Consider the following 26,312-nt stretch of genomic DNA (forward strand, 5'->3'; position numbering starts at 1 on the left):
CACCTATAATGTGTCTCTTCAAAATAAGATCTGATTAATTCAAAGTCTATTCAAACCAGGCCATCACTACCTCTTTAGTGGGCATGGTAATATCCAGTTTTAATTTTTTGCGCATACCGCCAAGGTCGTTAAATACCTTGTTAGGATTGCCTGCTTTTAGTTCCTCAACGGTATTGAAGCCCATTTTGTTAAGTACGGGCACCCATTCTACAGGTACGCCCATATTTATGAAATCATCGGCTGTGGCAACTTTAGCCTTTTTCTCGGGCCGCATCTGCGGGAAGAATAATACTTCCTGTATAGTGCTTTGATTGGTCATCAGCATCACCAAACGGTCAATACCGATACCCAGGCCCGATGTTGGTGGCATACCATATTCCAGGGCGCGTAAAAAATCATCGTCCATAGCCATCGCCTCATCGTCACCTCTACCGGCCAGTATTAATTGTTCCTCCAAACGCTCACGCTGGTCAATAGGGTCATTTAACTCCGAGTAGGCGTTAGCTATCTCCTTGCCGTTCACAAATAGCTCAAAACGCTCCACAAGGCCATCTTTTGTACGATGTTTTTTGGCCAGTGGGGTCATTTCAATTGGATAGTCGGTAATATAGGTTGGCTGGATGAGGTTAGCCTCCACTTTAGCGCTAAAAATCTCATCTATCAGTTTGCCTTTACCCATGGTAGTGTTAACCTCAATGTTAAGCTCTTTGCAGGTTTCACGCAAAGCATCCTCGTCCATTGCCGATACATCTATACCAGTATATTTCAAAATAGAATCATACATGGATAGTTTTTCGTAAGGCCCTGCAAAGTTTATTTCATGCTTACCCACCTGTACAACCGGGATGCCATGTACGGCACGGGCTACTATTTCCAAACATTCCTCAACCATGGCCATCATCCATATATAGTCTTTATAAGCTACATATATCTCCATGGCAGTAAACTCGGGGTTGTGGGTGCGGTCCATGCCCTCGTTACGGAACATTTTACCAAACTCATACACGCCATCAAAACCAGCCACAATTAAACGTTTTAGGTACAACTCATTGGCGATGCGTAAAAATAGCTGCATGTCCAGCGTGTTATGATGTGTAACAAACGGACGGGCCGCCGCACCACCATGTACGGGCTGTAGTATGGGGGTTTCCACTTCCATCCAGCCTTGCGCGTTAAAGTAACCACGCATACTGCTGATCACTTTGGAGCGGTTGATGAAAATTTGTTTATATGAAGGGTTAACCGTTAAATCAACATAACGCTGGCGGTAACGCAGCTCGGGATCGGTAAAGCCATCGTGTATAGTTCCGTCTTCTTCGCGCTTAACAACCGGCAAAGGTTTAAGCGATTTTGAAAGAACAATAAGCTCGCGAACGTGAACCGATATCTCGCCGGTTTGGGTTAAAAATACGTAGCCTTTAACACCTATGTAATCGCCAATGTCCAGCAGTTTTTTGAATACGGTATTGTATAAAGTTTTATCCTCATCAGGGCAAATATCATCGCGTTTTAAATAGATCTGCACACGTCCGGTCGAATCCTGCAGTTCGGCAAATGATGCACTGCCCATAATACGACGGGTCATGATGCGGCCAGCGATTACTACATTCTGGTATTCTTCGGGTTTATTCTTGAAATTATCGGTAATATCCTGTGCCCAGGCGTTAACATCAAAAGCTTCGGCAGGGTACGGGTTAATGCCCAATGCCCTTAATTGTTGTAAAGATTCGCGGCGTATAATTTCCTGTTCGGATAGTGCAATACTCATGCTATAAACGGTATTTTAATAATTTGCAAAAATAGCGTTTTTAATGAGTAGTGGGTCTTGAAATTGGATAAAAGATTATTGGATGAAAGAATAAAGATTATTGGATAAAAGAATGATGTAAATTTTCAAAAAGCTTTCTGCAAAGAGAGTTCCTTTCTTGTCTTTTATCTTTTCTCCAATAATCTTTTGTCCAATAGTCCTGTATCAAATTTTTTACGCACAAAAATTAATCTGATTTAAAAACACATTACATTAGCAAACCTTTTAAAACTTATGTTCAAATTATGAAAAAACTGTCGGGTATATTCATTTTGCTAATAGCGGCATCGTGTAAAGTTTTTGGCCAGGATGCACCGGGTTTATATGATGCCGGTACTAAACCGCAGCTTGTGGCCAAACAATTTTCCTTTACCGAGGGCCCCGCTGTTGACCGTTATGGCAATATTTTTTTTACCGATCAGCCTAATGATAAAATATGGAAATATGATACAGAGGGTAAGCTGTCGATTTTTTTAGATAGCGCGGGTCGCTCAAATGGAATGTACTTTGATAAAAAAGGCAACCTGATCAGTTGTGCCGATGCTAAGGATGAGCTATGGTCTATTAGCCCTAAAGGAAAAATAACTGTTTTATTAAAAGACTATAACGGCCATATGTTTAACGGCCCAAATGATGTTTGGGTACGGCCCGACGGTGGCATTTACATTACCGATCCTTACTACCAGCGCGATTATTGGACCCGTAAAAAGCCTGACCTTGACGGACAAAAACTATACTATTTGCCCAAAGGTAAACACCAGGCCATTATAGTTGATGACAAATTTGTACGCCCTAACGGCATTGTAGGCACTCCCGACGGAAAGACCCTGTATGTAGCCGATATTGGCGATAACAAAACCTATAAGTATGATATTAATAAAGACGGCTCCTTAACCAACCGAACCTTGTTTATAGCACAAGGATCAGACGGAATGACGATTGATAACCTGGGGAACATTTATTTATGCGGCAAGGGCGTTACCATTGTTAACCCCCAGGGCGAAAAAATTGGCCATATTGATATTGACGAACCATGGTCGGCCAATATTTGCTTTGGTGGCAAAAACAGGGATATTTTATTTATTACAGCATCTAAAGCTGTTTATACTTTAAAAATGAATGTAAAAGGAGTTGATTAAGCTCCTTTTTGATGTAAGTATAAGGCTATTTGCTGCTGCTCATCGGCTGTAAGCAGTTCGCCTGCATATTCCCATTGCTGATGATCCTGCCCAAAGGTTATTTTTCCAAGATAATCTGGATTGTCGCTATCGGCCAGTGACGGTTTGCTTTCATCTATTTCGAGTTCTTCCGTAAACAATGCCGACTCATTGTCGATAGTAGTTTTGTATATTTTATAAACGCCAGTGTTAGTTAGGTTGTGTTGAAGAATAGGCTCAATAAGTATATTCCTTGAACTTCCATCCGTATGTTTCAAAGCAAGCGTAACCGGGTTTTTCATGATCTGTTATTTCCTGATTAATACAGCAGTAGGTAAACTTTGTTTGAGGAAGAAGGCTATTTCAAAAAATGTGATTATACAAGAAGCGCCCCTGATGGGCAGGGGCGCGTTCTAACCAATTATAAACCTAAATTATGAGAAGAGTTGCAAGGGAGGAGTCGAACCATCAGTTGCTGCCTGTCAGCTCCTTACAAATAACCACGGCACAAATATACACAAGTTGTTTTATTTTGCAATAGTTTTAATAAAAATCTTTCAATGTTAACAATATGTTAATCATGTAAGCTTAAAAATATGATATTAATAATACAATCGAATGTCTCTTTTAATGCTAAAGCCTGTATATCAATTGGATTAATCATGAAATATTTTTTGATTCATTAGCCTGAAAAAATCAGGATCTGTAAATTTTACAATTATTTGATACCAATTATTAAAAAAAAGCCACCCGAATAAGGGCAGCTTTTTAAATTTTTATCAATGCAAACTAAATTATTGTTTTGAAGCAGCGGCGGCGTCAGCCTTTTTCTTATCGTGCTTTTCTTTTTTTGCTTCCTTTAAAGTAGCAAGGGCTTTTTGCTGATTGGCAGTTAAAATGGTATTCAGTTTTTGATCGGTTTGTGCCTCTATAGCTTTGTGTTTTTCCTTGTTGGCTTTTTTACCGGCTTTGTTAGCTTTCAGGCTATCAATACGGGTTGCTTCTGTCAGGAAAAGAGCGTTAACCTGTTTGGTTTGGGTGGCAGTAAGTTTAAGGCTCTTTTGCAGGTTCTCTGTTTTATGTGCGGCCTTTTGTGCCGGTGTTTTATCTGTTTTTTGCTGCGCGCTGGCCAGTACACTTAAGCTGGTTATAAAAGTTATCACTAAGGTTAATCGTTTCATTATTTTTTTTATTTATGATTTGTTAAGGTATGACAATTATATGCCTGTTTAGTTTAAACCAAGGCCGAATGAATAAAGTTAACAAAAACTTAATGTTTAATTATTCATTCCTGCTTAAACCAATATGCATATTTAAAGTCATACCTCTTTAGTAAATTTAAATCTTAAGCAATAGCACGCCCATGAAAAAGACCGTAAAATATCTTTGTTGTGTTGGATTACTGATTTTTGGCGTTGTATTGCTCTCCTCTTTTTTTACCGTGAACCGAAATGGCAAACCTTTTAAATTTCCATACCAGCAACAGGGTTTAACCGAAAGGCAGGCAGCAGCACATTTACTAAGCCGTTTTACCTTTGGCGCTACTCCTGGCGAAATTGATGCGGTGGTTAAATCGGGATTAGAAAACTGGTTTAATCAGCAATTAAATGCCGGTTTGCCCGATGATTCACTAAATCAATTATTAGCTCAATACGATGCCCTTAAACTAAGCAACACGCAGGTGCTTGCTGAATATCCTAAAAACGCGCAGGTATTTCGGATGGCCATAAGCGCTGGTTTAGTAAATAAGGACTCATTGAAAACCGACAAGAAGGCTTACCGGGATGTACTGCAAAATTACATCCAGCAAAACGGGATGAAACCCGAGCAGGAGCTTTTTCGCCAGTTTATCAACCAAAAAATATTACGGGCAGCATATACAAATAACCAATTAAAGGAGGTGATGACCAGCTTTTGGTTCAACCATTTTAACGTTTCTATCACCAAAAACGATTGCGCCCAGTTTATACCGGCATACGAGCGCGATGTGATTCGCCCGAATGCATTGGGCAAATTCAATGATATTTTATTGGCCACCGCCAAATCACCAGCCATGTTGTATTACCTCGATAATTTCAGCAGTTCAGTAGCGAATGATGATGTGCAGGCAAACAAGGGGCTTATGCACCGCAGGCTGATGCAAAACATGGCTGATCAAAGTGCCGATACCGGTAGGAGGGCAATGCTGATCAATAAAGTGCAAAAAGCAAAAAAAGCACAGGGCTTAAATGAAAACTACGCCCGCGAAGTAATGGAACTGCATACTTTGGGCGTTGATGGCGGCTATACCCAGCAGGATGTAACCCAGGCAGCCAAAGTATTAACCGGCTGGACAATTTATCCTATGGGCCAGTATGGGAAAGGAGCAAAAAATATCATGGACAAAGCAGGTGATGATCGCCTGGAAAGTCGCGGATTTGTACATGACAGCGATTTTATGTTCAATGCCAACCGACATGACAAGAGCGAGAAAGTAGTTTTGGGTCGGCATTTTGGCCCGGATGGTGGTTATCAGGAAGGTGTACAGCTGTTATCTATGCTGGCACATAATCAGGCTACCGCAAAATTTATAACCCGGAAAATTGCTGTGCGTTTTGTAAACGATAACCCACCTCAAAGTCTACTGGATAAAATGACCAAAACATTCCTGACTAAAGATGGCGATATTAAACAGGTGCTGATCACCATGGTAAGCGCGCCGGAGTTTTGGAGCGCATCGGCTATCCGGGAAAAAACAAAATCACCATTTGAACTGGCTATTGGCTCAGTGCGCAGTTTGCATGCTGATATTGTACAGCCATACCAACTATACAACTGGATAAGCAGAATGGGCGAGAAGATGTATTTTTATCAGGCCCCAACTGGTTTTCCGGATAAAGGCCAGTACTGGATCAATACCGGGGCGCTGCTTAACCGCATGAACTTTGGTTTGGCTCTTGCTTCGGGGCGCATACCGGGTATTAAGATTGATCTGGCGGCGATGAATAATCATCATGAACCCGAAAGCCCCCAGGCAGCCCTGATCGCCTACAGCAAACTTATTATGCCCGAGCGTAAGCTGGACGAAACTATTAAACGCCTTACCCCATTGCTTACCGATCCTAACCTGATGGAAAAGGTTGATGAGGCAAGCTCCAATAAACTTTATGCAAAAGTAGGGCAACCTGCATCAATAAGCATGACGGCTGCAGAAAAGGCTATGGCAGATAACAAAATGGGTTTAAAGGGAAAAAGGAAAAATAATTTTATGGCGATGCAAAGTGCCGGTGGCGATAATTCTATGCTGGCACAAGTGGTAGGAGTGATCATCGGTTCGCCGGAATATCAACGGCGCTAATTTATAAAACATACGATCATGGTATCAAGAAGAGGCTTTTTAAAATCGGGCGGTTTAGCCTTGTTGGGTGTTGGTTTAATGGGTGGTATTCCTGGCTTTTTGGCCGAAGCCGCTGCAAGTCAAAAGATCATATCGCCTTATAAAAAACGTAAAACGCTTATCTGTATATTTCAAAGGGGCGCAATGGATGGCCTGATGGCTGTTACTCCCTTTACCGATGAATATTTAAAAGCCGCCCGGCCAAATTTGTTTATGTCTGCAGCAAAAAGCGGTGCTGGTTCACCATTGATTGATCTGGATGGCCGTTTTGGATTGCACCCATCTATGAAAGCTTTTGAACCCATGTTTCGTGAAAAACGTTTAGGCATAGTACAGGGCATAGGTTCACCAAATACAACCCGTTCGCATTTTGACGCGCAGGATTATATGGAATCGGGGACGCCGTTTAACAAAGGTACAGCCAGCGGATGGCTTAACCGGGCAGTTGGTTTGCTGGGGCATGATGCGCTTACACCGTTTACCGCGGTAAGTATGACCTCGGCAATGCCGCGTTCTTTTTATGGCGATAACCCATCGGTATCCATCAGTAATCTGCAGGATTTTGCCATCCAGATGAGGGGCAACCCATCGGGCGCAAATATGGCGGCTAAAAGTTTTGAGGATCTGTATGACCAAACATCTTCGGGCTTATTAAAACAAACCGGTAAGGAAAGTTTTGAAGCGGTTAAAATGCTGAAAAAAACAGATATAAAGAACTACACGCCTGCAAATAATGCCATATATCCTAATTCGGCGCTGGGTAATTCCTTAAAGCAAATTGCTCAGCTCATTAAAATGGATGTTGGCCTGGAGGTTGCTTTTGCTGAATCGAACGGTTGGGACACCCACTTTAACCAGGGAACTGAGAACGGCATTTTTGCCCGTAATGTAGCCGACCTGAGCAACAGTATCATGGCCCTTTGGACTGATCTTGGCGCTTACCAGGACGATGTAACCGTAATGACCATGACCGAATTTGGCCGCACCGTGCACCAGAATGGCACTGGTGGTACAGATCATGGCCGGGCATCCTGTAACTTCATTTTAGGGAATGCTATAAATGGCGGACTAGTTCATGGTAACATAAAACCATTGGCTATAGAAAATCTGGAAGATGGCCGCGACCTTGCCGTAAGCACCGATTTCAGAAGCGTTTTTAGCGAGGTAGCCGATAAGCACCTGAATATTAATAATGACCATATACTGTTTCCCGACTGGAAGGGGGATAGGATAGGGGTAATGCGTGGGTAGGCCTTTACATGTAGAGGTTGTATCACAAATTCAAAGCCTCGATCTTATCAGCTATCAGGTGTAGTACTTCTTCATGGATATTACCCGGATTTTTACAGATCCGTAAGTATTCATGTCTGTCGGGTTCAAAACCGGCTACCATTTGGCCCTCCCGGTAAACTTCAAATTTGCATTGTTCCCCTTCGTGGTGTATAAAATCGGCCACCTCAAAATTCAGGATCTCATCGTCTTTATTAATTGAAATTTTAAATAGTTCCATAACCACAGGTAAATCATACATTCAGTTTTACAACAACCTTTTTAGCCAATTGTTGCAAATCGGTTCTACATATAAAACTTTAAGCTTTCCAGCATGTTTTTTAGTGATGAAACCAATTAGTATTACTATAGAAACCCCTAAAGGCAGTAATCACAAATATGACTATGACCCAGAATTGAAATGTTTCAAACTCAAGAAAATTTTGCCTGCCGGTATGGTATTTCCGTTTGATTTTGGCTTTATACCCGGCACCAGGGGCGGTGATGGCGATCCGCTGGATGTTATGGTTATTTCAGAGATCAGCACTTTTCCAGGCTGTATTATAGATTGCCGCATTATAGGCGCTTTTAAAGCACAGCAAACCGGGCGCGATGGTAAAACCATACGTAACGATCGTTTTTTTGCTGTGCCTGAGGTATCACAATTTTTTAAAGACGTGAACGATATAAAAGATATTTCGCAGGATATTATTAACCAGTTGGAAAACTTTTTTAAAAACTACACTGCACAGGCCGGTACAAAGTTTGAAGTATTGGAAAAAGTGGGAGCCGCTGCTGCCGGGAAGATGATACATTGATAGCTAAGGTTTTAAAAACTTTATTTCTGCTTAAAATGTTACACTAATAATTAATAGTGTAAAAGGTAAACCCAACCCGCCATGAGTCTGGAAAAATATGCCCAAAAGCGCGACTTCACCAAAACCGCCGAACCAAAATCGGGGAAAAGCAAGGATAAGGATAAACTGACCTTTGTTATCCAAAAGCACGATGCTTCACGCCTTCACTATGATTTTAGGCTGGAAATGGATGGCGTACTGAAAAGTTGGGCCGTACCCAAAGGCCCCTCCACCGATCCTAAAACCAAACGCCTGGCCATGATGGTGGAAGATCACCCTTATGATTATCGCAGCTTTGAGGGCATTATACCTGAGGGCGAATACGGCGGTGGTACGGTGATTGTTTGGGATGAAGGTACCTATGAGCCCATTGATGAGATAAAAGGTAAAAAAAAGCAGGAAAAGCACTTATTAAAGCAACTTAAATCAGGTTCACTCAAAATTAAGCTGCATGGCGAAAAACTGGAGGGCGAATTTGCTTTAGTTAAAACACACGGTATGGGCGATAATGCGTGGTTGCTCATCAAGCATAATGATAATTTTGCTTCGGCGAAGGATATTACCAAACAGGATAAATCTGTACTGTCTGGCAAAACCATTGAAACCATAGAAAAAACCAGCGACAAAGTTTGGCACAGCGGACATGAAGAAACCGTGGAAAAACCGGCAAAGAAACCGACTGCTAAAAAAAAAGCACCTGAGCCTGCTGAACCCAACGAAAGCATAGCCGAAACAAGCGATATTGATACGGCCGCTTTATTAAAAAAAGCACCAAAGACTAAAATGCCTGCCGGAATTAAACCTATGCTGGCCACCCTGGTTGATGAACCTTTTGATGACCCTGATTGGGTGTACGAAGTAAAATGGGATGGTTACCGCGCCCTGGGTTTTATTAACAAGGGAGAGGTTGAACTGCTATCCCGTAATAAGAAAACCTTTAACGAGAAATTTTATCCTATATACAATATGCTGCAGGGCTGGAAGATCGACGCTGTTATAGATGGCGAAATACTTGTATTGAACGATAAAGGTATCTCTAACTTTGGTAATTTACAAAACTGGCGCAGCGAAGCCGATGGCGAGCTGGTTTATTATGTATTTGACCTGTTGTGGTACGATGGCAAGAACCTGATGGGGCTGTCGCTCATACAGCGGCAGGCTATATTAAAAGACATTTTGCCGACTGATGATGACCGCATACGCCTGAGTAAAGTGTTTAATGCCAGCGGTACTGATTTTTTTAACGCTGCTGAACGAATGGGCCTGGAGGGGATCATTGCCAAAAAAGCCAACAGTACCTACTCTCCTGATCTGCGATCAAAAGAATGGTTAAAGATCAAAGTGAATAAACGACAGGAGGTAATTATTGCCGGGTTCACCAAAAATGCAGATACCCCAAAACAATTTAGTTCGCTTTTATTGGCAGTTTATAAAAACAAGCTGTTGCAATATGTTGGCAAGGTAGGCACCGGGTTTTCAGACAAGTTACAAAAGGAAATGATGGCGAAGTTTAAGCCTTTAATAATTGATAAAAGCCCGTTTGACCAGATCCCCGATGTAAATAAACCATCACGTTTCCGGCCCAATCCGCCTAAGGCCAAAGCTGTCTGGCTTAAACCCGAACTGGTTTGCGAAGTGGCCTTTAGCGAAGTGACCAGCGATGGGGTATTTCGCCACCCTTCATTCCAGGGTATGCGCGAGGACAAAAAGGCTACTGAAGTAGTTCGTGAGATTGCCGAGCCTACTGAAGCTGTAGTTGAAGCTACGGATAAGCAGCAGAAAGACAAACATACAGGCGCTATTAAACCACCAAAACAGAAAGGACGTAAAACTGTGTTAAACCCAACAGACGAAACCCAGGTGCGTAAAATTAATGGGCACGACCTGAAGTTCACTCACCTGAGCAAAATTTACTGGCCCGAAGATAAGGTAACCAAAAGGGATATGTTTAATTACTATTACCAGGTAGCTGAGTACATTTTACCTTATTTAAAAGACAGGCCCATGTCGCTCAACCGTTTTCCTAACGGGATACATGGCCCCAGTTTTTACCAAAAGGATGTAAAGGATAAAGCACCTGACTGGGCCAAAACTTTCCCTTACACCAATGGCGAGGGCGAACACAAAGAATATTTGGTAGGTACCGATGAGGCCAGTTTATTATGGATGGCTTCGTTAGGTTGTATTGAAATGAACCCCTGGTTTAGCCGCATACAATCGCCGGATAATCCTGATTACTGTGTGATTGATCTTGACCCGGATAAAAACACATTCGACCAGGTAATTGAAGCGGCGCAGGAAGTAAGAAAAGTATTAGATGCTATTGATGTGCCTTCGTTTTGCAAAACATCAGGATCAACCGGGATGCACATTTATATACCACTGGCTGCCAAATATGATTATGATCAGTCGCAAATGTTTGCACGTATTGTTGTAGATATTGTACATAAACAATTACCAGATTATACCACTTTGGAACGTATGGTGGCTAAACGGGATGGGAAAATGTATCTTGATTTTTTGCAGAACCGCCCCGGCGCAACTATCGCGGGGCCTTATTCGCTGCGACCCAAAGTGGGGGCAACGGTATCTATGCCACTGCATTGGGACGAGGTTAAACCGGGCCTTACCATGAAACACTTTACTATTTTTAATTCCATTGATCGCCTGAAATCAGAAGGCGACCTGTTTAAAGGTGTATTAGGGAAAGGTATCGACCTGGAAAAAACCATTAAAAAGGCACAGGGAATGTTTGAATAAGTTATGAGTTGTAAGTAGTGAGTTCTGATAACGAACTATTAATTACAACCTTTACTTCACTCAAACTCACAACTAAAAGCTTTTACCCCATCCAGGCTATGGGCAGTTTTATGGTAAAAACAGATCCCCTGCCTACAATGCTGTCTACTTCAACGATGCCATTATGTTTTTCAATTATCTGGCGTACAATGCTCAAGCCCAGTCCTGTTGAGTGTTCGCCTCTTAAACCTGTTCTTCCGGCTTTTGAAAAAGGGCTAAATATATCAGGTAGTATATCGGCAGGTATGCCCAGGCCATAATCTTGTACCTCAATAACCAATTCCTGGTTTCTTTTGCTAAGCCGCACATCAACACGACTGTTATCCTTCGAAAATTTTATGGCGTTACTAATCAGGTTATCAATGGCCCTGTGTAGTTTCTCTTTATTTACCGCTGCATAGGCCGGGTTAATATGGCTGGTTAACAATACGTCGGCTTTAGGGTCAGGCTGTATTTTCCAGTCGCTCACAATACTTTTCAATAACTGGTTAAGCTCCGTTTTTTCCATTTCATAAATGTTGCTGATATCATTACGGGCGGCTTCCAGCAGGTCGTCAATAATAGTACGGGCTTTAACGCATGATGCTTTCATCATATTCAGGTTGTCCTGGGTGTCCTCACTTAAGTCGTCCAGTTCCATGATCATGGCAATTGATTCAACAGCGGCAATGGGGTTACGCAAATCATGGGCTACCATCCCTAATACCTGGTTTTTAAATTCCCCCGCCTTTTCAATTTCTACATTTTTTTCCCTGATCTCTATCACCTGTTGATAGTAGTTAACCTTGTACGAGAAAAAGTACCTGGAAGTAAGATAAAAAGCTGAAAGTAAAATGGCAGATATAAGCTGGTTGTACGCCATTCGGGTGGCGTTGGTTTGACTGTAAAATAAAAGCGCGGTAAATAATATTTCAACAACAATAATTAATATTATTGTTTCATAATATTCAAATACACATATCGCGCTTATCAAACTTAAAGCAATAAGGTACAGGGTCAAAGCATTGCTGGGATCAGATGTGGCAATAAAACTTGAATACATGCCACATGATATAATATATATTGAAAATAAAAACACAATCAGCGCCATTGATGCAGTTGCTTTTTTATGGCTTTTAAAGCAGGCTATTAGTATATTGCTTGCTATTAAAAAAAATGGGGTAATAATGATGAAAACCCAGTTACTTAAGTTAAATTGGTGGAAGTTTTGGGCCTTGGTGAGGTTCACCGGGAAAACAAAATACAATATCCTGATAATAACATTCAACAATAAGAATATCAGGCTCCCAGCCCTAATGGCAACCAGGTTTTGATAGGTATAGTAATCTCTGTATGATGCCTTATATTTTGCCGGCAGGCTGTTAAAAAAGAAATGAATATTCAATAGTATTTTTTGTATAAGGTTGTAAGACAAAAATATCAAATTTTAGCAAGAATCGTTCAAAATAATAACAAGCCAAAATGTCGTTTTGGTTTATATTTATATGACTTTTTTGCATAATAAGCTAAATGGCCTGCGTTTTGATTAATACCTACCAATATGAACTTTAACAACTTTACAATAAAAGCCCAGGAAGCCGTACAAAAGGCTTCGGAAATTGCTGCTGGTAACCAACAGCAGGCAATTGAACCCGCACACCTGTTAAAAGGCTTGTTGCTGGTTGATGAAAATGTAATATCCTATTTATTAAAAAAATTAAACGTAAACCTTAACAGGCTTAATGAGATGCTCGATGCGCAGATAAGCTCGTATCCTAAGGTAAGCGGAAGCAATATTTATCTCTCTTCAGATAGCAATTCGTCACTGCAAAAAGCGCAGGGATATTTAAAGGAATTTAAGGATGAATTTGTATCGGTTGAGCATATATTATTAGGTATTTTGGCATCGGGGGGAACCATAAGCTCCATGTTAAAAGATTTTGGAGTAAACGAAAAAGATCTTAAAAAGGCCATTGTGAGTTTACGTGGAGATAGCAAGGTAACTGATCAAAATGCCGAGGCTACCTACAATGCCCTAAATAAATATGCCCGTAACCTTAACGAGTATGCCGAATCGGGCAAGTTAGACCCGGTTATTGGCCGTGATGAAGAAATTCGCCGGGTGATACAGATCTTATCGCGACGTACCAAAAATAACCCGATACTGATAGGTGAACCAGGAGTGGGTAAAACAGCCATTGCCGAAGGTATAGCCTTCAGGATTATTAAGGGTGATGTACCCGAAAGCTTAAAAACCAAGGTGGTTTATTCGCTTGATATGGGAGCCCTTATTGCTGGTGCCAAATACAAAGGCGAGTTTGAAGAACGCCTTAAAGCCGTGATAAAAGAAGTAACCCAAAGTGATGGCGAGATCATCCTGTTTATTGATGAGATCCATACTCTTGTGGGCGCCGGTGGTGGCGAAGGGGCAATGGATGCCGCCAATATTTTAAAACCGGCCCTGGCCCGTGGCGAGCTAAGGTCAATTGGTGCAACCACCCTTAATGAATACCAGAAATATCTTGAAAAAGATAAAGCGCTTGAACGCCGTTTTCAGAAAGTAATGGTTGAAGAGCCAGATACCGCTGATGCCATATCTATTTTACGTGGTTTAAAGGAGCGTTATGAAACCCACCACAAGGTGCGGATAAAAGACGAGGCCATTATTGCCGCGGTTGAAATGTCGCAGCGTTATATATCTGACAGGTTTTTACCTGATAAGGCTATCGACCTCATGGACGAGGCTGCTTCAAAACTGCGTTTGGAAATGGACTCGGTACCCGAAGTGGTTGATGAACTGGAACGCCGTATCATGCAGCTGGAAATTGAACGCGAGGCTATAAAACGCGAAAAAGACGACCGCAAGGTTGCAGAGTTAAGCGAAGAAATAGCCAACCTGTCGGCCCAGCGCGACTCATTACGTGCTAAATGGAAGGGTGAAAAGGATCTGGTTGATGGTATAAACCAAAAGGTAGAGCTGATTGAAAACTATAAGCTGGAAGCTGAACAGGCCGAACGTGCCGGTGATTATGGCAAAGTGGCAGAGTTACGTTACGGAACTATAGTAGAAGCACAGGCTGAAGTTGAAAAACTGAAAGCCGCCTTGTTGGAGAACCAGAGCGACAGCCGTATGCTAAAGGAAGAGGTTACTGCCGATGATATTGCAGGTGTGGTATCCCGGTGGACAGGTATACCGGTTTCAAAAATGATACAAAGCGAACGCGAAAAGCTGCTGCACCTGGAAGAGGAACTGCACAAACGTGTAGCCGGGCAGGAAGAAGCTATTGAAGCCATTAGCGATGCCATACGCCGCAGCCGTGCAGGTTTGCAGGACAAACGCAGACCAATCGGGTCGTTCATATTTTTGGGTACAACCGGTGTGGGTAAAACCGAGCTGGCAAAAGCCCTGGCCGAGTATTTGTTTAATGACGAAGCCGCGCTGGTACGTATTGATATGAGCGAATACCAGGAGCGTCACGCTGTTTCAAGGCTCATTGGCGCGCCTCCGGGTTATGTGGGTTATGATGAAGGTGGACAATTGACCGAGGCCGTACGCCGTAAACCTTATAGCGTGGTGCTGCTTGATGAAATTGAAAAGGCCCACCCAGATGTGTTTAACATATTGCTGCAGGTATTGGACGATGGCCGCTTAACCGATAACAAGGGCCGCGTGGTGAACTTTAAGAACACCATCATCATCATGACCTCCAACATTGGTTCAAACATTATACAGGAAAACTTCCAGACACTGGAGGATGATAACCGCGATGAGCTGATAGCCAAAACTAAGAACGAATTGTTCACCTTGTTAAGGGCTACCATCCGTCCGGAATTTTTGAACCGTATTGATGAGATCATCATGTTTACCCCGCTAAGCCGCGATGAGATACATAGCATTGTGAAATTGCAGTTTAACCAGGTAAAACAAACCCTTGCCGAAATGGGCGTTACCATAGAAGCTTCTGATGAAGCCATTGACTGGCTGGCCCAGCTTGGTTATGATCCGCAATTCGGCGCCCGTCCGCTAAAACGTGTTATCCAGAAAAAGATCCTGAACGAATTATCGAAACAGATCCTGGCAGGCACCATTGATAAGGACAGCGTTATAAAGGTGGATATGTTTGATAACAACTTTGTGTTTTTAAATACAGCCAAGACTTCGGAAGAACCGGTTAAATAATAAAATAATAACTCCATCATATAAAGAAGAGCCGCCCGGTATGGGCGGCTCTTCTTGTTTAAAGATTTGAATAAATATATTAAAAACACGTCATTGCGAGGAACGAAGCAATCTCTTCACCACTTTGTCATCCTGAGGAACGAAGGATCTATTCGGCGATTAGATTTTTCGCTATGCTCAAGAGATGGTTCTTCGCTATGCTCAGAATGACAAATTTGTTATTTGCTTCATACCTTGCAATAACGGTCGATGGCAATTAGCTCTAAGGAAAAACCAACTCACATTTTTTCCTCTTCATCATCTTCTTTTTTCTCATCAACCATTTCTATTAATGTTTCATTGTCTATAATTCTTTCCCGGTTTTTTGCCAGGGTTGGGGCGGCACCGGTTATGGCAATACCGGTTACCGCCAATAGTAAAAACAATGCCAGGCAAAAAAGCCGCAGCATTTTTTTAAGCTTGTTCATGCAAATAGCAATAAGCGTTTAAACTGCTTTAAAGCGGGTTAAACTGTTCAATAAAATATTGTGAAATGATTGGCAAACAGGCAGATTAGCCTATTTGAAAAGGAGTAATATCAGGGCCCTGATCAGCAGTATAGTACAGGTGATTGATTGGGTAGTTAACCGTGCGTTTAGTAAATAAGAAAAGTTGTTTTAAATGTTGATACCGGTCAATCTCACGCTTATTATAATGCGAAATTCCCAGGTCAAAATTCTCCCTGATTATAAAACAGGAGAGGGTTTGTTTATAAAAGAACAATGCCGCTCTTTTATAACTAATGCCACTTTTTAAAGTGAAAGATTTATCGGCCAAAACCTCGATATCAGGGGCTCTATTGTTATTAGGCAGATTATTGCTTACATATCCCGAAAGGGCAAAAAAACTTATTAATAAGGTGGACGTTAATAACCACCTTTTAGCCTGGGTTCTTAAATAAATAAGTATTTCGCTGTTTGCCACATGTAAATATACTGAATTGGTTTGTCTGAACCAATCAGATGAATCATGCTTCAGATTACTTAACCCAGCAAATTAATCTACTAAACAATATTTAATAATAAGTTAATATATGGGCAATATGGAGGTATAAACTTTTATGGAAGTTTACCGTATAATTAATAAATATCAACTTATATATAAACTCACCAAAATCACTATGCTTAAATTTACTAATCCAAGGCTATTATTTGTAGCTACCGCTATGGCCGGTATGCTGATAATTGGCTGCCAAAAAAATGGTACCCCGCCAGCTCAAAACACCAATGATGTAAAAACCGAGGCTGCCAAAACCATTAAAACGCTTGCTGTATCTCTTACACAGGGGTTCGAAGTTGGTTCAACCAGTCCTAAAACAGCTTATGATGTTTCGCCTACAGGCTCAAGCAGCGGCGATAATGTTACTCTATCTGGCAGTTCATGGAACATGTATGATGCCTTGATCGGTAATTTAAGTACAGATCAAAAAGCCGGCTCAGGGAGCGCACGTATACGCAATACAGGCAAGATCACCATGTTATTTGATGTAACCACCGGAATAAGCACCGTAACTATAAAACATGCAACCTTCGGTGGCGATACACCAAGCCAGTGGGGTTTGTTTTACTCTGTAAATGGTGGTAGCAGCTGGGCACAATCCGGCGCTAACATAACTACAGGTTCAACCCTGGCTACCCAAACTTTTACCATTAGCGTAACCGGGACAGCCCGTTTAGAGATCCGTAAGCTTACCGGCGGAACCAACCGTATCAATATTGATGATATCACCATAAATGATAATGGTGGCACAGGCGGCGGAACTGTAATTACAGGGAAAAAATTCCTGTTTGATGCAAGTCACCTTGAAAATGCCGGCAGTGCCGATTGGCAGATAGATGCTGATGGTACCGAAAGCGTACCAATTTATACCGGCGGCTCAACTACCGAAACCAAAGCTCAACGCATACCAACACCATCATATACCGGCATCACATCAAGTACTGCAGAAACCTACTGGAAAGGTGGTATATCATCTTGGGCGGTTTCACTGGTTAAGCTTGGCGAGTTGGTTGAAACGCTTCCGGTTGGCACAAGCCTTACTTACGGAAATGCGTCAAATCCGCAGGATTTAAGTAATTATGATGTGTTTGTAGTGGTTGAACCTAACCGCTTATTCACCGCTGCCGAAAAAACAGCACTGATGAACTTTGTTTCAAATGGCGGCGGACTAATGATGATTGCCGACCATACTGCCGCCACAACAGCGGGAACCGATGCCAATGGCTATAATCCGTCAGACAGGGATGGTGATGGCTTTGATTCGCCACGGGTTTGGAATGATCTAATGACCAACAACGGCATCAACAACAATAACCCTTTTGGTTTTAACATTAACTATGTTGATATAAGCGAAAGCCCGTCAACCAATGTATATACCGGTACTAATGCCAATGCGCAAAAAGTATTGAACGGCGCCGCTGGTACAGCTTCAAAACTGGCTTTTTATAACGGCTCAACAGCAACCCTGCTCCCTACAAATAACTCAAGCGTACAGGGTTTGTTTTGGCGTAACTCAGCTACCAATGGCGGCAATAGTAATGCAATGGCACTATTAGCCACCTACGGAACTGGTCGTGTGGTATGGATAGGTGATAGCTCACCTGCTGATGATGGCACCGGCGATACTGCTGATAACCTTTTCAATGGCTGGTCGGGCGATTCGCCATCAGGTTTTACCTCGCATCCGGCATTGCACCTTAATGCTTCCTTGTGGCTGGCTAAGGCTCAATAAGCTTATTTGAAACATGTTTTTTAAAAATAACATGCTTTTTGTTTTGCTCTTAAAACTTACGAAGTTTTAGAAACTTCGTAAGTTTTTCTGTTTTAAACCTCACCTGTTCAAACAACATGAGTTGTTTAACGGTTATATCTGCACAAACAGCGATAACTGCTTTTACTTAAACAAAACATCACCATGAGAAATTATGAAACTTTAGTGGATGCCACTAATGATCTTTTAAAGAGAGGATATACTGCCAACCTTAGTCTGGATGGCGATACTATAGATGATAAAGCTCAAAATATACATATGACTGCCGATGAATTTGAAATTGATGAGTTTTACCGCTTTGAAGGTGCAAGTAACCCCGATGATACGTCGATAGTTTATGCAGTATCATCGCCAAAGCACAACCTTAAGGGTGTGCTGGTAAATGCATATGGCGCTTACGCCGACGATAGTTCATCGGCTATTGCCGCAAAACTGCACCACCACCAGGTAAGTAATAACCTGCACGGAGAGGATAGGCCAAGCGCCTGATTAGATGTAGGGATGAAAAAGCATTAATCCAACCACGTCATTGCTTCGTACCTCGCAATGACGTGGTTGTGATTTGAGTTCAATCTGCACACCTGCATATTATTTCTTTATCTCCTTCAGTATCTTTTTCCCCCCAGCCCGCATCCCTGCACCGCCATCGCGCATTAAAAACTCAAGCTGACTGGCAAGTTCTTCTTCTACCCATGGAAATTTATCTTTGAGATTAAATAAGGCATTCCCGGCAAACATCTTTACCGCGACTTTGATCTTCGGGTTTATCATCCAGTCAAAAAGCTGTTCAACTACCGGTTCAAAATCAATTTCTTTAAGTTTTAATTGTAACGATTCCGGAGCTTTGGCATCAGTTACATGCATTATTATTTTGGCATAATGCCGTATACAGCTTTGGTTACGGTTCTCTTTAAACCGCGAGATCAGGTATAACAGGTCATCCAGATAACCTTCCGGATCAGTTAAAAAAACATTCTCCAGCAGCCATACCGCCCTAAAACCAACGGCTTTATCAGGATGAAAAGTAATATCAATAATATCGCGCAGGGGAAAACTCTGCTCCTTTAATATCCGGCTCAGCTTCAGTATCCCCGGTTTACCAATGGTATCACTGAGTTGCTTTATGAGTTGTTGAGGGGTAAGCATGGTTTACTAACAAATGTAAACTTTTAGGCACTAAATGGTCGTATTGTTGGTCTGAAAATTGTGGAAATCCATGAACATCACAACCATAAATAATTTACTAATGAAACCTTACCTGTTATTACTTGCCGGTTTTTTGCTCCCGGCTTTGTTATATGCACAAGCTACTATACCACCTATTCCTGGCTGGAAAATGGAAGTAAACAAGGATACTTACCGATTTATACCTCCGTCATCACCAGGCGCTGCTAATTTCGAATATGATATTATGCCTGTTGAAAAAAGTAATGGTATTAACCTGGGCGAATGGCTAAAGGCCGCGGCTGCAAAGGATCTGCAGGGAGCGGGGTATTCCAGCCAGTTACCGGGAGTATTAAAAACGGTTAATAACAGTTCAGATCTGCTTACTTATTCTGTTTTAACCAATGACGGTTCAGGCAAAAAGCTGGCGGTAATATATTTTGCTTATGTAAGGCCCGATCATGCGGTGCGTTATGGCAAGATCGTGAGACTTAGGGAGTATACAGGTACTTACATCAATGTGGCGGCCAATCATTTTGTTGCTATCCTGAAACAGGAGATGACACCAGGTAAAACAATTACACCCGGAGTTGCAGCAACTGAAGAAAAACCAATAACTACAGCAGCACAACCCACGCAGGTAAATGGATCAGGAAAAGGTATTACCGCTGCCGAAATAAAAGGGGTTTTGCTACACAGCGAAACTCGCCTGGGTGTGGGAGGGATGCTGATATTTGTATATTTTCCTTACCTGTTGTTAAAAAATGGCAGTCTTTATGAACACCTTGCAGTAAGTCCGGCTGATATTAATGAAGCGCAGTCAAGACAAAGCGAACCTACAAAATGGGGCACCTGGAAGTTGGATGGAAAAGCGCTCATTGTTACCCATCGCAATAAGGATGGTTCAATGACTAAACCTAACCGATGGACAGGCTGGAGCTGGGCATCGCCAGCAAAACCAAATGAAAAGCTCAATGGGACTTACGGTTCTATATCCGGTGGCGGCAATACGGCTATGGGAGGCGGTTCCATGGTGGTTTCATCCAAGTATATCACCTTCAATAGCCAGGGCCAATTTACCTATGAAAGCGTTGGTGGTGGCAGTTACAACGGAAGCACAGGCAGCGTTTCGGCCTATTCTTCTAAAAATAGCGCCGGTACTTATGTTTTAGATGGTTATTCTATTGAGCTGCGGTTTAATAACGGGCAAGTTAACCGGCAAAGTTTTTACTTCTATGATGATAAGGATCATGGAGTTATAGGTATAGGCAACAATCCTTACACCACATCTCATTAACCAGGCAATCAGCTATATGATTTAAACTATTTGCAATTTATACGCAGTAATTACAGTCACACAAGGTAAAAATTATACCTTTATCCGTTTTTAAATTAAAATTACTAAATGGTAAAGTTTAATAAGTTTACGCTGGATAATGGCCTGCGGGTTATTGTTCACGAAGATAACACTACACCGATGGCGGTGCTTAACATACTATATGATGTTGGCGCACGCGATGAAGACCCTGAGCAAACAGGCTTTGCGCACTTATTTGAGCACCTGATGTTTGGCGGATCGGTAAATATACCCAGCTATGATGAGCCCCTGCAAAGGGTAGGTGGCGAGAACAATGCTTTCACCAGCAACGATATCACTAACTATTATATCACCCTGCCATCAGCCAATATCGAAACCGCTTTTTGGCTGGAAAGCGACCGCATGCTGAATCTTGCCTTTAGCGAGAAAAGCCTGGAGGTGCAGCGCAATGTGGTGATAGAAGAGTTTAAACAACGCTACCTAAACCAGCCTTACGGCGATGTTTGGTTAAAGCTGCGTCCGCTGGTTTACAAGCAGCATTCATACCGCTGGGCCACTATTGGCAAAACCATTAAACACATTGAAGATGCCCGTATTGAAGATGTAAAAGCATTTTTCAAAAAGCACTACAATCCGCAAAACGCCATTATGGTAGTTGGCGGTGATGTGAAATTGGAGCAGGTAAAACAACTGGCCGAAAAATGGTTCGCACCTATCCCGGCTGGCGAAAAATATAATCGTAATCTGCCTCAGGAACCTGAGCAGCATGAAGAACGCCGCGAAACAGTTACGGCAAAAGTGCCGCTTAACGATGTGTATATCGCTTTTCAGATGGGGGCGAGGCTGGATGATGATTATTATGTAGTTGAGCTGTTGTCTGATGTGCTTTCGCGTGGCAACTCATCCCGTTTGTATCGTAGTTTGGTACAGGACAAGCAAATATTTAGCGAGGTACATGCTTACATCACCAGTAGTTTAGATAAAGGGATGTTTGTATTGGAAGGCAAGCCGCTCGAAAATATCAGCATTGAACAGGCCGAAGCCGCTTTGTGGGAAGAACTGGAGAAAGTTAAAAACGAGGAAATTCCGGCTGATGAGCTAACCAAGGTGCAAAACAAAACGGAATCGACGATGGTGTTCTCTGAAATGTCATTACTGGATAAGGCCATGAACCTGGCATCGTTCGAATTATTGGGTAACGCTGATCTGCTGAATCACGAAACGGCAAAATACCTGGAGGTAACCACCAGGCAGATAAAGGCTGTGGCCAATAAAATTTTCAGGAAAGATAATTCATCAACGCTGGTTTACCTCGCCGAGAAAACTGAATTAAGCGCTGTCTGAACAAAAGCTGTCTGAACTTGGATTAAACAGATTCATCAGATTATTTGGATTTGATTTGCATAAAAAAAAGTATGGTTAATCCTTCAATCTGTGTAATCCCGGTTCAGACAAAAATAAAAACTAAATAATCATCAACATGATCGACAGAAAATTAGCCCCGGATTTTAAGGCTATTGATAATATAAACCTGATTAAACCAGAACACACTAAGCTGGACAACGGCTGCAATGTTTATTGCTTTAACTCAGGCGACCAGGAATTGGTGCGTATTGAATGGGTATTTAACAACCTGCGCTTTGATGCCGCTAAGCCCTTGCTTAATATGGCTGTTAATACCATGCTTACTGAGGGTACCAACACCTTAACAGCTGCGCAAATTGCCGATAAAATCGACTTTTATGGTGCCTTTTTGCAGGTAGATTATGCTTATGAAAATTCGCAGGTTACGTTGTATAGCTTAAACAAGCATTTGCACCATACGCTACCGGTTATTATGGATATCCTTACGGGTTCTGTTTTTCCCGAAAAAGAGCTGGAAACGTTTAAGCGCAATCAACAGCAAAAACTACAGGTAAGCCTGCAAAAAAATGATGTTGTTGCCCGCCGCGATTTTAATAAAGCCATATACGGCGATACCATTTATGGTTTGGGTGCAACTTTTGATAATTATAAAAGCCTGCAGCGCGATGATATGCTGGCGCACTTTAAACAAATGTACCAGCCATCAAACTGTACGTTAATAATTGCAGGTAAAATTGAACCTGATACTTTAACGCTGATAAAAAACACGTTTGATAAAAGCTGGACAAATGGCGAAACCCCGACTGATATTACACAGCCCGAACTGCAGCCTGCCAAAGAACTGTTTTATTTTACCGAAAAACCAGATGCACTGCAATCTGCCATTAGATTAGGATTGCCGGTAATAAACCGTAACCATCCCGATTTTCAGCCCCTGCAAGTGTTAAATACGGTTTTGGGCGGGTATTTTGGTTCAAGACTGATGGCTAATATCCGCGAGGATAAGGGTTATACCTATGGCATAGGCTCGGGCCTCGGTTCGTTTAAACAGGGAGGGGCATTCTTTATAGCTACAGAGGTAGGTGCCGATGTTTGCAGGTCGGCAATAAATGAAATTGAAAAAGAGATCGATCTGTTAAAAACTCAATTGGTGCCGGATGAGGAACTGTCACTGGTGCGCAACTTTATGCTGGGCTCTTTACTGGGTAGCCTGGAGAATGTTTTTTCGCATGCTGATAAGTTTAAAAGCATCTATTTTGCTGGTTTGGATTATGATTATTACGATCAATATGCATCAACAGTAAAAAATGTAACGGCGGTTGAGCTAAAGGAACTGGCCAACAAATATTTAAATTTCGATCAGTTTTATAAAGTGATCGTAGGGAAATATTAAGATTGATTTGGGGATATAAAATCTTGTCATTGCGAGCGTAGCGTGGCAATCTCACTGTGCAGGTTGAACAAGCCAAGTTCGTTACTTGTCCTATGAGATTGCCACGCTACGCTCGCAATGACATCGTTTATTTCTAAAATTCGCAATTATCACAGAAAGGCAATTTTCTGTTCACTTTTAAATAAATCCTCAATCTCAATTCCGATATCCGAAATATTTATTACCTTTGCCCGGCAAATAATAACTCCAAAATAATTATTTGCTATGCAGTTAGACCCATCAAAGTTTGTTGCCGAAGGATTAACCTACGACGACGTTTTACTACTCCCGGCTTATTCAGAAGTTTTACCGCGCGAAGTTAACACGAGCACTTTTTTAACAAAAAAGATCCGTTTAAACATCCCGATCATATCCGCCGCCATGGATACCGTTACCGAATCTGGTTTGGCTATTGCCATTGCCCAGGCGGGTGGTATAGGTATGCTTCATAAAAATATGACCATACAGGCCCAGGCCGACGAAGTACGCAAGGTTAAGCGTTCTGAAAGTGGCATGATCCAGGATCCGGTAACGCTGTTGGAGGATGCCTTGCTTGCTGATGCTTTCCAGATCATGAAGGAGTTTAGCATTGGCGGTATCCCGGTAATTGATGCAGAGCATAAACTGAAAGGGATCATCACTAACCGCGATCTGCGTTTCCAAAAAGATATGACGGTACCAGTTAGCCAGGTAATGACCACACAAAACCTGATCGTAGCTCCTGAAGGCACTACATTGACCGAAGCCGCGGCTATATTACAGGGCAACAAAATTGAAAAACTGCCCGTTGTGAATAAGGATGGTATACTGGTAGGGCTAATCACTTATAAAGACATACAAAAAGTTAAAAACTTCCCTAACGCCTGTAAAGACGAATTTGGCCGTTTACGCGTAGGGGCGGCGGTTGGGGTTGCTGCTGATAATATTGACCGCGTTACCGCACTTGTTAATGCAGGTGTTGATGTGGTTACGGTTGATACTGCTCATGGTCATTCAAAAGGAGTTATAGAGATGGTTAAGGCGGTTAAAAAATTATATCCAGGCCTGCAGGTTATTGCCGGTAATATTGCCACTGCCGATGCTGCCATTGCTCTTGCAGATGCAGGTGCCGATGCAGTTAAAGTAGGTATTGGTCCGGGTTCTATCTGTACAACACGTATTATTGCCGGTGTTGGTGTTCCGCAACTTTATGCGGTTTATGAGTGTGCAAAAGCATTGGAAGGCCGTGGTATCCCGGTAATTGCCGATGGCGGTATTAAACAAACCGGTGATATTGTAAAGGCTATTGCAGCCGGTGCAAGCTCCATCATGGCAGGTTCCTTATTTGCAGGTGTTGAAGAATCACCAGGCGAAACTATTATATACGAAGGCCGTAAATTTAAATCATACCGCGGTATGGGTTCGGTTGAAGCTATGGCAAAAGGCTCTAAAGACCGCTACTTTCAGGATGAGACTGATGTGGTTACCAAATTGGTTCCCGAAGGTATTGTTGGTCGCGTACCATTTAAAGGCAACATGGCCGAAGTGATATTCCAATACATTGGCGGTTTACGTGCGGGGATGCACTACTGCGGAGCTGCAAACATTGAAGATCTGCAAAGAGCCAAATTTGTACGCATCACTGCAGCTGGTATGCGCGAGAGCCATCCACACGATATTACTATCACTAAAGAAGCGCCTAACTATACCAGGTAAGCTTTTAGTGATAAAAAGATAAATAAAGAAAGGGAATCAATTGGTTCCCTTTTCTTGTAACTAAATACTTTTAACTTTTATATTTATTGCCATGAAATCTATCTGTGTATTCTGCGGTGCCAACTTTAATGGCGACCCTGTTTTAAAACAAGCTGTTGAGCAACTGGCCGAAGTAATGGTGAGCCGCGATATTACCCTGGTGTATGGCGGTGGTAAAGTAGGGGTAATGGGTATATTGGCCGATGCCGTTTTAAAAGAAGGTGGTAAAGCCATAGGTATTATCCCTCAGTTTTTGATGGATAAAGAAGTTGGCCATACCGGTTTAACCGAACTGCACATTGTCGAAAACATGCACCAGCGCAAGCAAATGATGAATGATCTTAGCGATGGCATTATTACTTTGCCCGGTGGTTTAGGTACACTCGAGGAGTTTTTTGAGGTATTAACCTGGTTGCAGTTAGGCTTGCATAACCACCCCATAGGTTTACTGAATGTGAATGGTTATTATGATTTTTTGCTGAAACAACTGGATGTAATGGTGGAGCAAAAATTCCTGAAACCCACTAACCGTAACCTGGTGATCACCTCCGGCGATCCTATTGAACTTGTTAATCTGATGGATGGCTTTAATGTAACCCCCGACGAAGTTTGGTTTAAAGACAGGAATCTTATTTAAGTCTTAAGTTCTGAGTCTTAAGTCTTAAGTCTGATTTGAAATAGTAAAATCAGACTTAAGACTTTCGACTAAGGACTTTCGACTCCATACTCAGAACTTAAGACTTTATTCCCCACCCTCCGGGCCGTAAAAAATAACCCAGGTGGCAAAGTCATCAGTAAAATTTTCAAAGCGGTGTTCAACGCCGGCTTTTACAAACAGTACGTCGCCTTGTTGAAAGGAGGTGAGTACGCCGTCGTTTAAAAAATCGCCATATCCGCTGATGATCACATAAAGTTCGTCCTGCAAATGCGGGGTTTGCGGGTCGATATTTACAGGCCTGTATATTTCAACCGACATACTGCCGTGTTGTATCACCTTAACAAATAAATTTCCGGGTTTATCGCTTAAATGCTGAAGTGCTCTTATTACAGATGATTTCATCCTAAT

Annotated in this window: 22 protein-coding genes; 13 read left to right on the forward strand and 9 right to left on the reverse strand. The window is 42.1% G+C overall.

Annotation, left to right across the window (positions count from 1 at the left end):
* Positions 1-46: 46 nt before the first annotated feature.
* Positions 47-1,768, reverse strand: a complete 1,722-nt coding sequence (gene lysS, locus M2273_RS19325; protein WP_429399402.1) for a lysine--tRNA ligase — start codon at positions 1,766-1,768, stop codon at positions 47-49.
* Positions 1,769-2,052: 284 nt separating this feature from the next.
* Here lysS and M2273_RS19330 point away from each other — a divergent pair, with 284 nt between their 5' ends.
* The gene (locus M2273_RS19330; RefSeq protein WP_429399403.1) at positions 2,053-2,946 is read left to right on the forward strand and encodes an SMP-30/gluconolactonase/LRE family protein; all 894 of its coding nucleotides are present in this window, start codon (positions 2,053-2,055) and stop codon (positions 2,944-2,946) included.
* On the opposite strand, the gene M2273_RS19335 is transcribed toward M2273_RS19330, so the two are convergent.
* Both M2273_RS19335 and M2273_RS19340 read right to left on the reverse strand, forming a co-directional pair.
* Positions 2,943-3,266 (reverse strand): hypothetical protein, encoded by a 324-nt coding sequence (locus tag M2273_RS19335; protein WP_429399404.1) that lies wholly within the window; start codon positions 3,264-3,266, stop codon positions 2,943-2,945. The genes M2273_RS19330 and M2273_RS19335 overlap by 4 nt on opposite strands.
* 492 nt (positions 3,267-3,758) lie before the next feature.
* A complete protein-coding gene (locus M2273_RS19340; RefSeq protein WP_429399405.1) occupies positions 3,759-4,145 on the reverse strand; it encodes a hypothetical protein in 387 nt (128 codons plus the stop codon).
* 182 nt (positions 4,146-4,327) lie between these two features.
* Here M2273_RS19340 and M2273_RS19345 point away from each other — a divergent pair, with 182 nt between their 5' ends.
* On the forward strand, positions 4,328-6,301 hold the full coding sequence (locus tag M2273_RS19345) for a DUF1800 domain-containing protein (RefSeq protein WP_429399406.1): 1,974 nt from the start codon (positions 4,328-4,330) through the stop codon (positions 6,299-6,301).
* Between the two features lie 18 nt (positions 6,302-6,319).
* Entirely contained in the window at positions 6,320-7,591 is a 1,272-nt protein-coding gene (locus tag M2273_RS19350) for a DUF1501 domain-containing protein (protein WP_429399407.1), read from the forward strand.
* 22 nt (positions 7,592-7,613) lie between these two features.
* On the opposite strand, the gene M2273_RS19355 is transcribed toward M2273_RS19350, so the two are convergent.
* On the reverse strand, positions 7,614-7,850 hold the full coding sequence (locus tag M2273_RS19355) for a hypothetical protein (RefSeq protein ID WP_429399408.1): 237 nt from the start codon (positions 7,848-7,850) through the stop codon (positions 7,614-7,616).
* Between the two features lie 106 nt (positions 7,851-7,956).
* Here M2273_RS19355 and M2273_RS19360 point away from each other — a divergent pair, with 106 nt between their 5' ends.
* Complete coding sequence (locus tag M2273_RS19360; RefSeq protein ID WP_429399409.1) at positions 7,957-8,427, forward strand: inorganic diphosphatase; 471 nt, start codon at positions 7,957-7,959, stop codon at positions 8,425-8,427.
* 81 nt (positions 8,428-8,508) lie between these two features.
* Positions 8,509-11,226 carry a DNA ligase D gene (ligD, locus tag M2273_RS19365; protein ID WP_429399410.1) on the forward strand — a complete coding sequence of 906 codons (2,718 nt, stop codon included), beginning with the start codon at positions 8,509-8,511 and terminating at the stop codon, positions 11,224-11,226.
* 82 nt (positions 11,227-11,308) lie between these two features.
* Here ligD and M2273_RS19370 read toward each other — a convergent pair whose 3' ends face one another.
* Entirely contained in the window at positions 11,309-12,679 is a 1,371-nt protein-coding gene (locus M2273_RS19370) for a sensor histidine kinase (protein ID WP_429399411.1), read from the reverse strand.
* 126 nt (positions 12,680-12,805) lie between these two features.
* Between M2273_RS19370 and clpB the strand changes: the two genes are divergently transcribed.
* Positions 12,806-15,424, forward strand: a complete 2,619-nt coding sequence (gene clpB, locus M2273_RS19375; RefSeq protein ID WP_429399412.1) for an ATP-dependent chaperone ClpB — start codon at positions 12,806-12,808, stop codon at positions 15,422-15,424.
* A 278-nt stretch (positions 15,425-15,702) separates the two neighbouring features.
* Here clpB and M2273_RS19380 read toward each other — a convergent pair whose 3' ends face one another.
* Positions 15,703-15,891 carry a hypothetical protein gene (locus tag M2273_RS19380; RefSeq protein ID WP_429399413.1) on the reverse strand — a complete coding sequence of 63 codons (189 nt, stop codon included), beginning with the start codon at positions 15,889-15,891 and terminating at the stop codon, positions 15,703-15,705.
* An 85-nt stretch (positions 15,892-15,976) separates the two neighbouring features.
* Complete coding sequence (locus tag M2273_RS19385; protein WP_429399414.1) at positions 15,977-16,387, reverse strand: hypothetical protein; 411 nt, start codon at positions 16,385-16,387, stop codon at positions 15,977-15,979.
* Between the two features lie 196 nt (positions 16,388-16,583).
* On the opposite strand from M2273_RS19385, the gene M2273_RS19390 reads away from it, so the two are divergent.
* Together M2273_RS19390 and M2273_RS19395 are read left to right on the forward strand one after the other, a co-directional pair.
* The gene (locus M2273_RS19390; RefSeq protein ID WP_429399415.1) at positions 16,584-18,194 is read left to right on the forward strand and encodes a hypothetical protein; all 1,611 of its coding nucleotides are present in this window, start codon (positions 16,584-16,586) and stop codon (positions 18,192-18,194) included.
* Positions 18,195-18,377: 183 nt separating this feature from the next.
* On the forward strand, positions 18,378-18,722 hold the full coding sequence (locus M2273_RS19395; protein WP_429399416.1) for a phosphoribosylpyrophosphate synthetase: 345 nt from the start codon (positions 18,378-18,380) through the stop codon (positions 18,720-18,722).
* A gap of 99 nt (positions 18,723-18,821) precedes the next feature.
* Here M2273_RS19395 and M2273_RS19400 read toward each other — a convergent pair whose 3' ends face one another.
* Positions 18,822-19,379, reverse strand: a complete 558-nt coding sequence (locus M2273_RS19400; RefSeq protein ID WP_429399417.1) for a hypothetical protein — start codon at positions 19,377-19,379, stop codon at positions 18,822-18,824.
* Positions 19,380-19,479: 100 nt separating this feature from the next.
* Here M2273_RS19400 and M2273_RS19405 point away from each other — a divergent pair, with 100 nt between their 5' ends.
* From M2273_RS19405 to M2273_RS19425, 5 genes are all read left to right on the forward strand, one after another.
* Positions 19,480-20,694 (forward strand): hypothetical protein, encoded by a 1,215-nt coding sequence (locus M2273_RS19405; protein ID WP_429399418.1) that lies wholly within the window; start codon positions 19,480-19,482, stop codon positions 20,692-20,694.
* A 108-nt stretch (positions 20,695-20,802) separates the two neighbouring features.
* Complete coding sequence (locus M2273_RS19410; RefSeq protein WP_429399419.1) at positions 20,803-22,059, forward strand: M16 family metallopeptidase; 1,257 nt, start codon at positions 20,803-20,805, stop codon at positions 22,057-22,059.
* Positions 22,060-22,195: 136 nt separating this feature from the next.
* Positions 22,196-23,473, forward strand: coding sequence for a M16 family metallopeptidase (locus M2273_RS19415; RefSeq protein WP_429399420.1), 1,278 nt, complete (start codon positions 22,196-22,198; stop codon positions 23,471-23,473).
* Between the two features lie 264 nt (positions 23,474-23,737).
* Positions 23,738-25,207 (forward strand): IMP dehydrogenase, encoded by a 1,470-nt coding sequence (gene guaB, locus M2273_RS19420; protein ID WP_429399421.1) that lies wholly within the window; start codon positions 23,738-23,740, stop codon positions 25,205-25,207.
* A gap of 91 nt (positions 25,208-25,298) precedes the next feature.
* The gene (locus tag M2273_RS19425) at positions 25,299-25,883 is read left to right on the forward strand and encodes a TIGR00730 family Rossman fold protein (protein WP_429399422.1); all 585 of its coding nucleotides are present in this window, start codon (positions 25,299-25,301) and stop codon (positions 25,881-25,883) included.
* Between the two features lie 105 nt (positions 25,884-25,988).
* Here M2273_RS19425 and M2273_RS19430 read toward each other — a convergent pair whose 3' ends face one another.
* A complete protein-coding gene (locus tag M2273_RS19430; RefSeq protein WP_429399423.1) occupies positions 25,989-26,306 on the reverse strand; it encodes a cupin domain-containing protein in 318 nt (105 codons plus the stop codon).
* Between the last annotated feature and the right edge of the window lie 6 nt (positions 26,307-26,312).

The sequence above is a fragment of the Mucilaginibacter lappiensis genome, from assembly GCF_050433765.1.
Taxonomy (GTDB): Bacteria; Bacteroidota; Bacteroidia; order Sphingobacteriales; family Sphingobacteriaceae; genus Mucilaginibacter; species Mucilaginibacter lappiensis_A.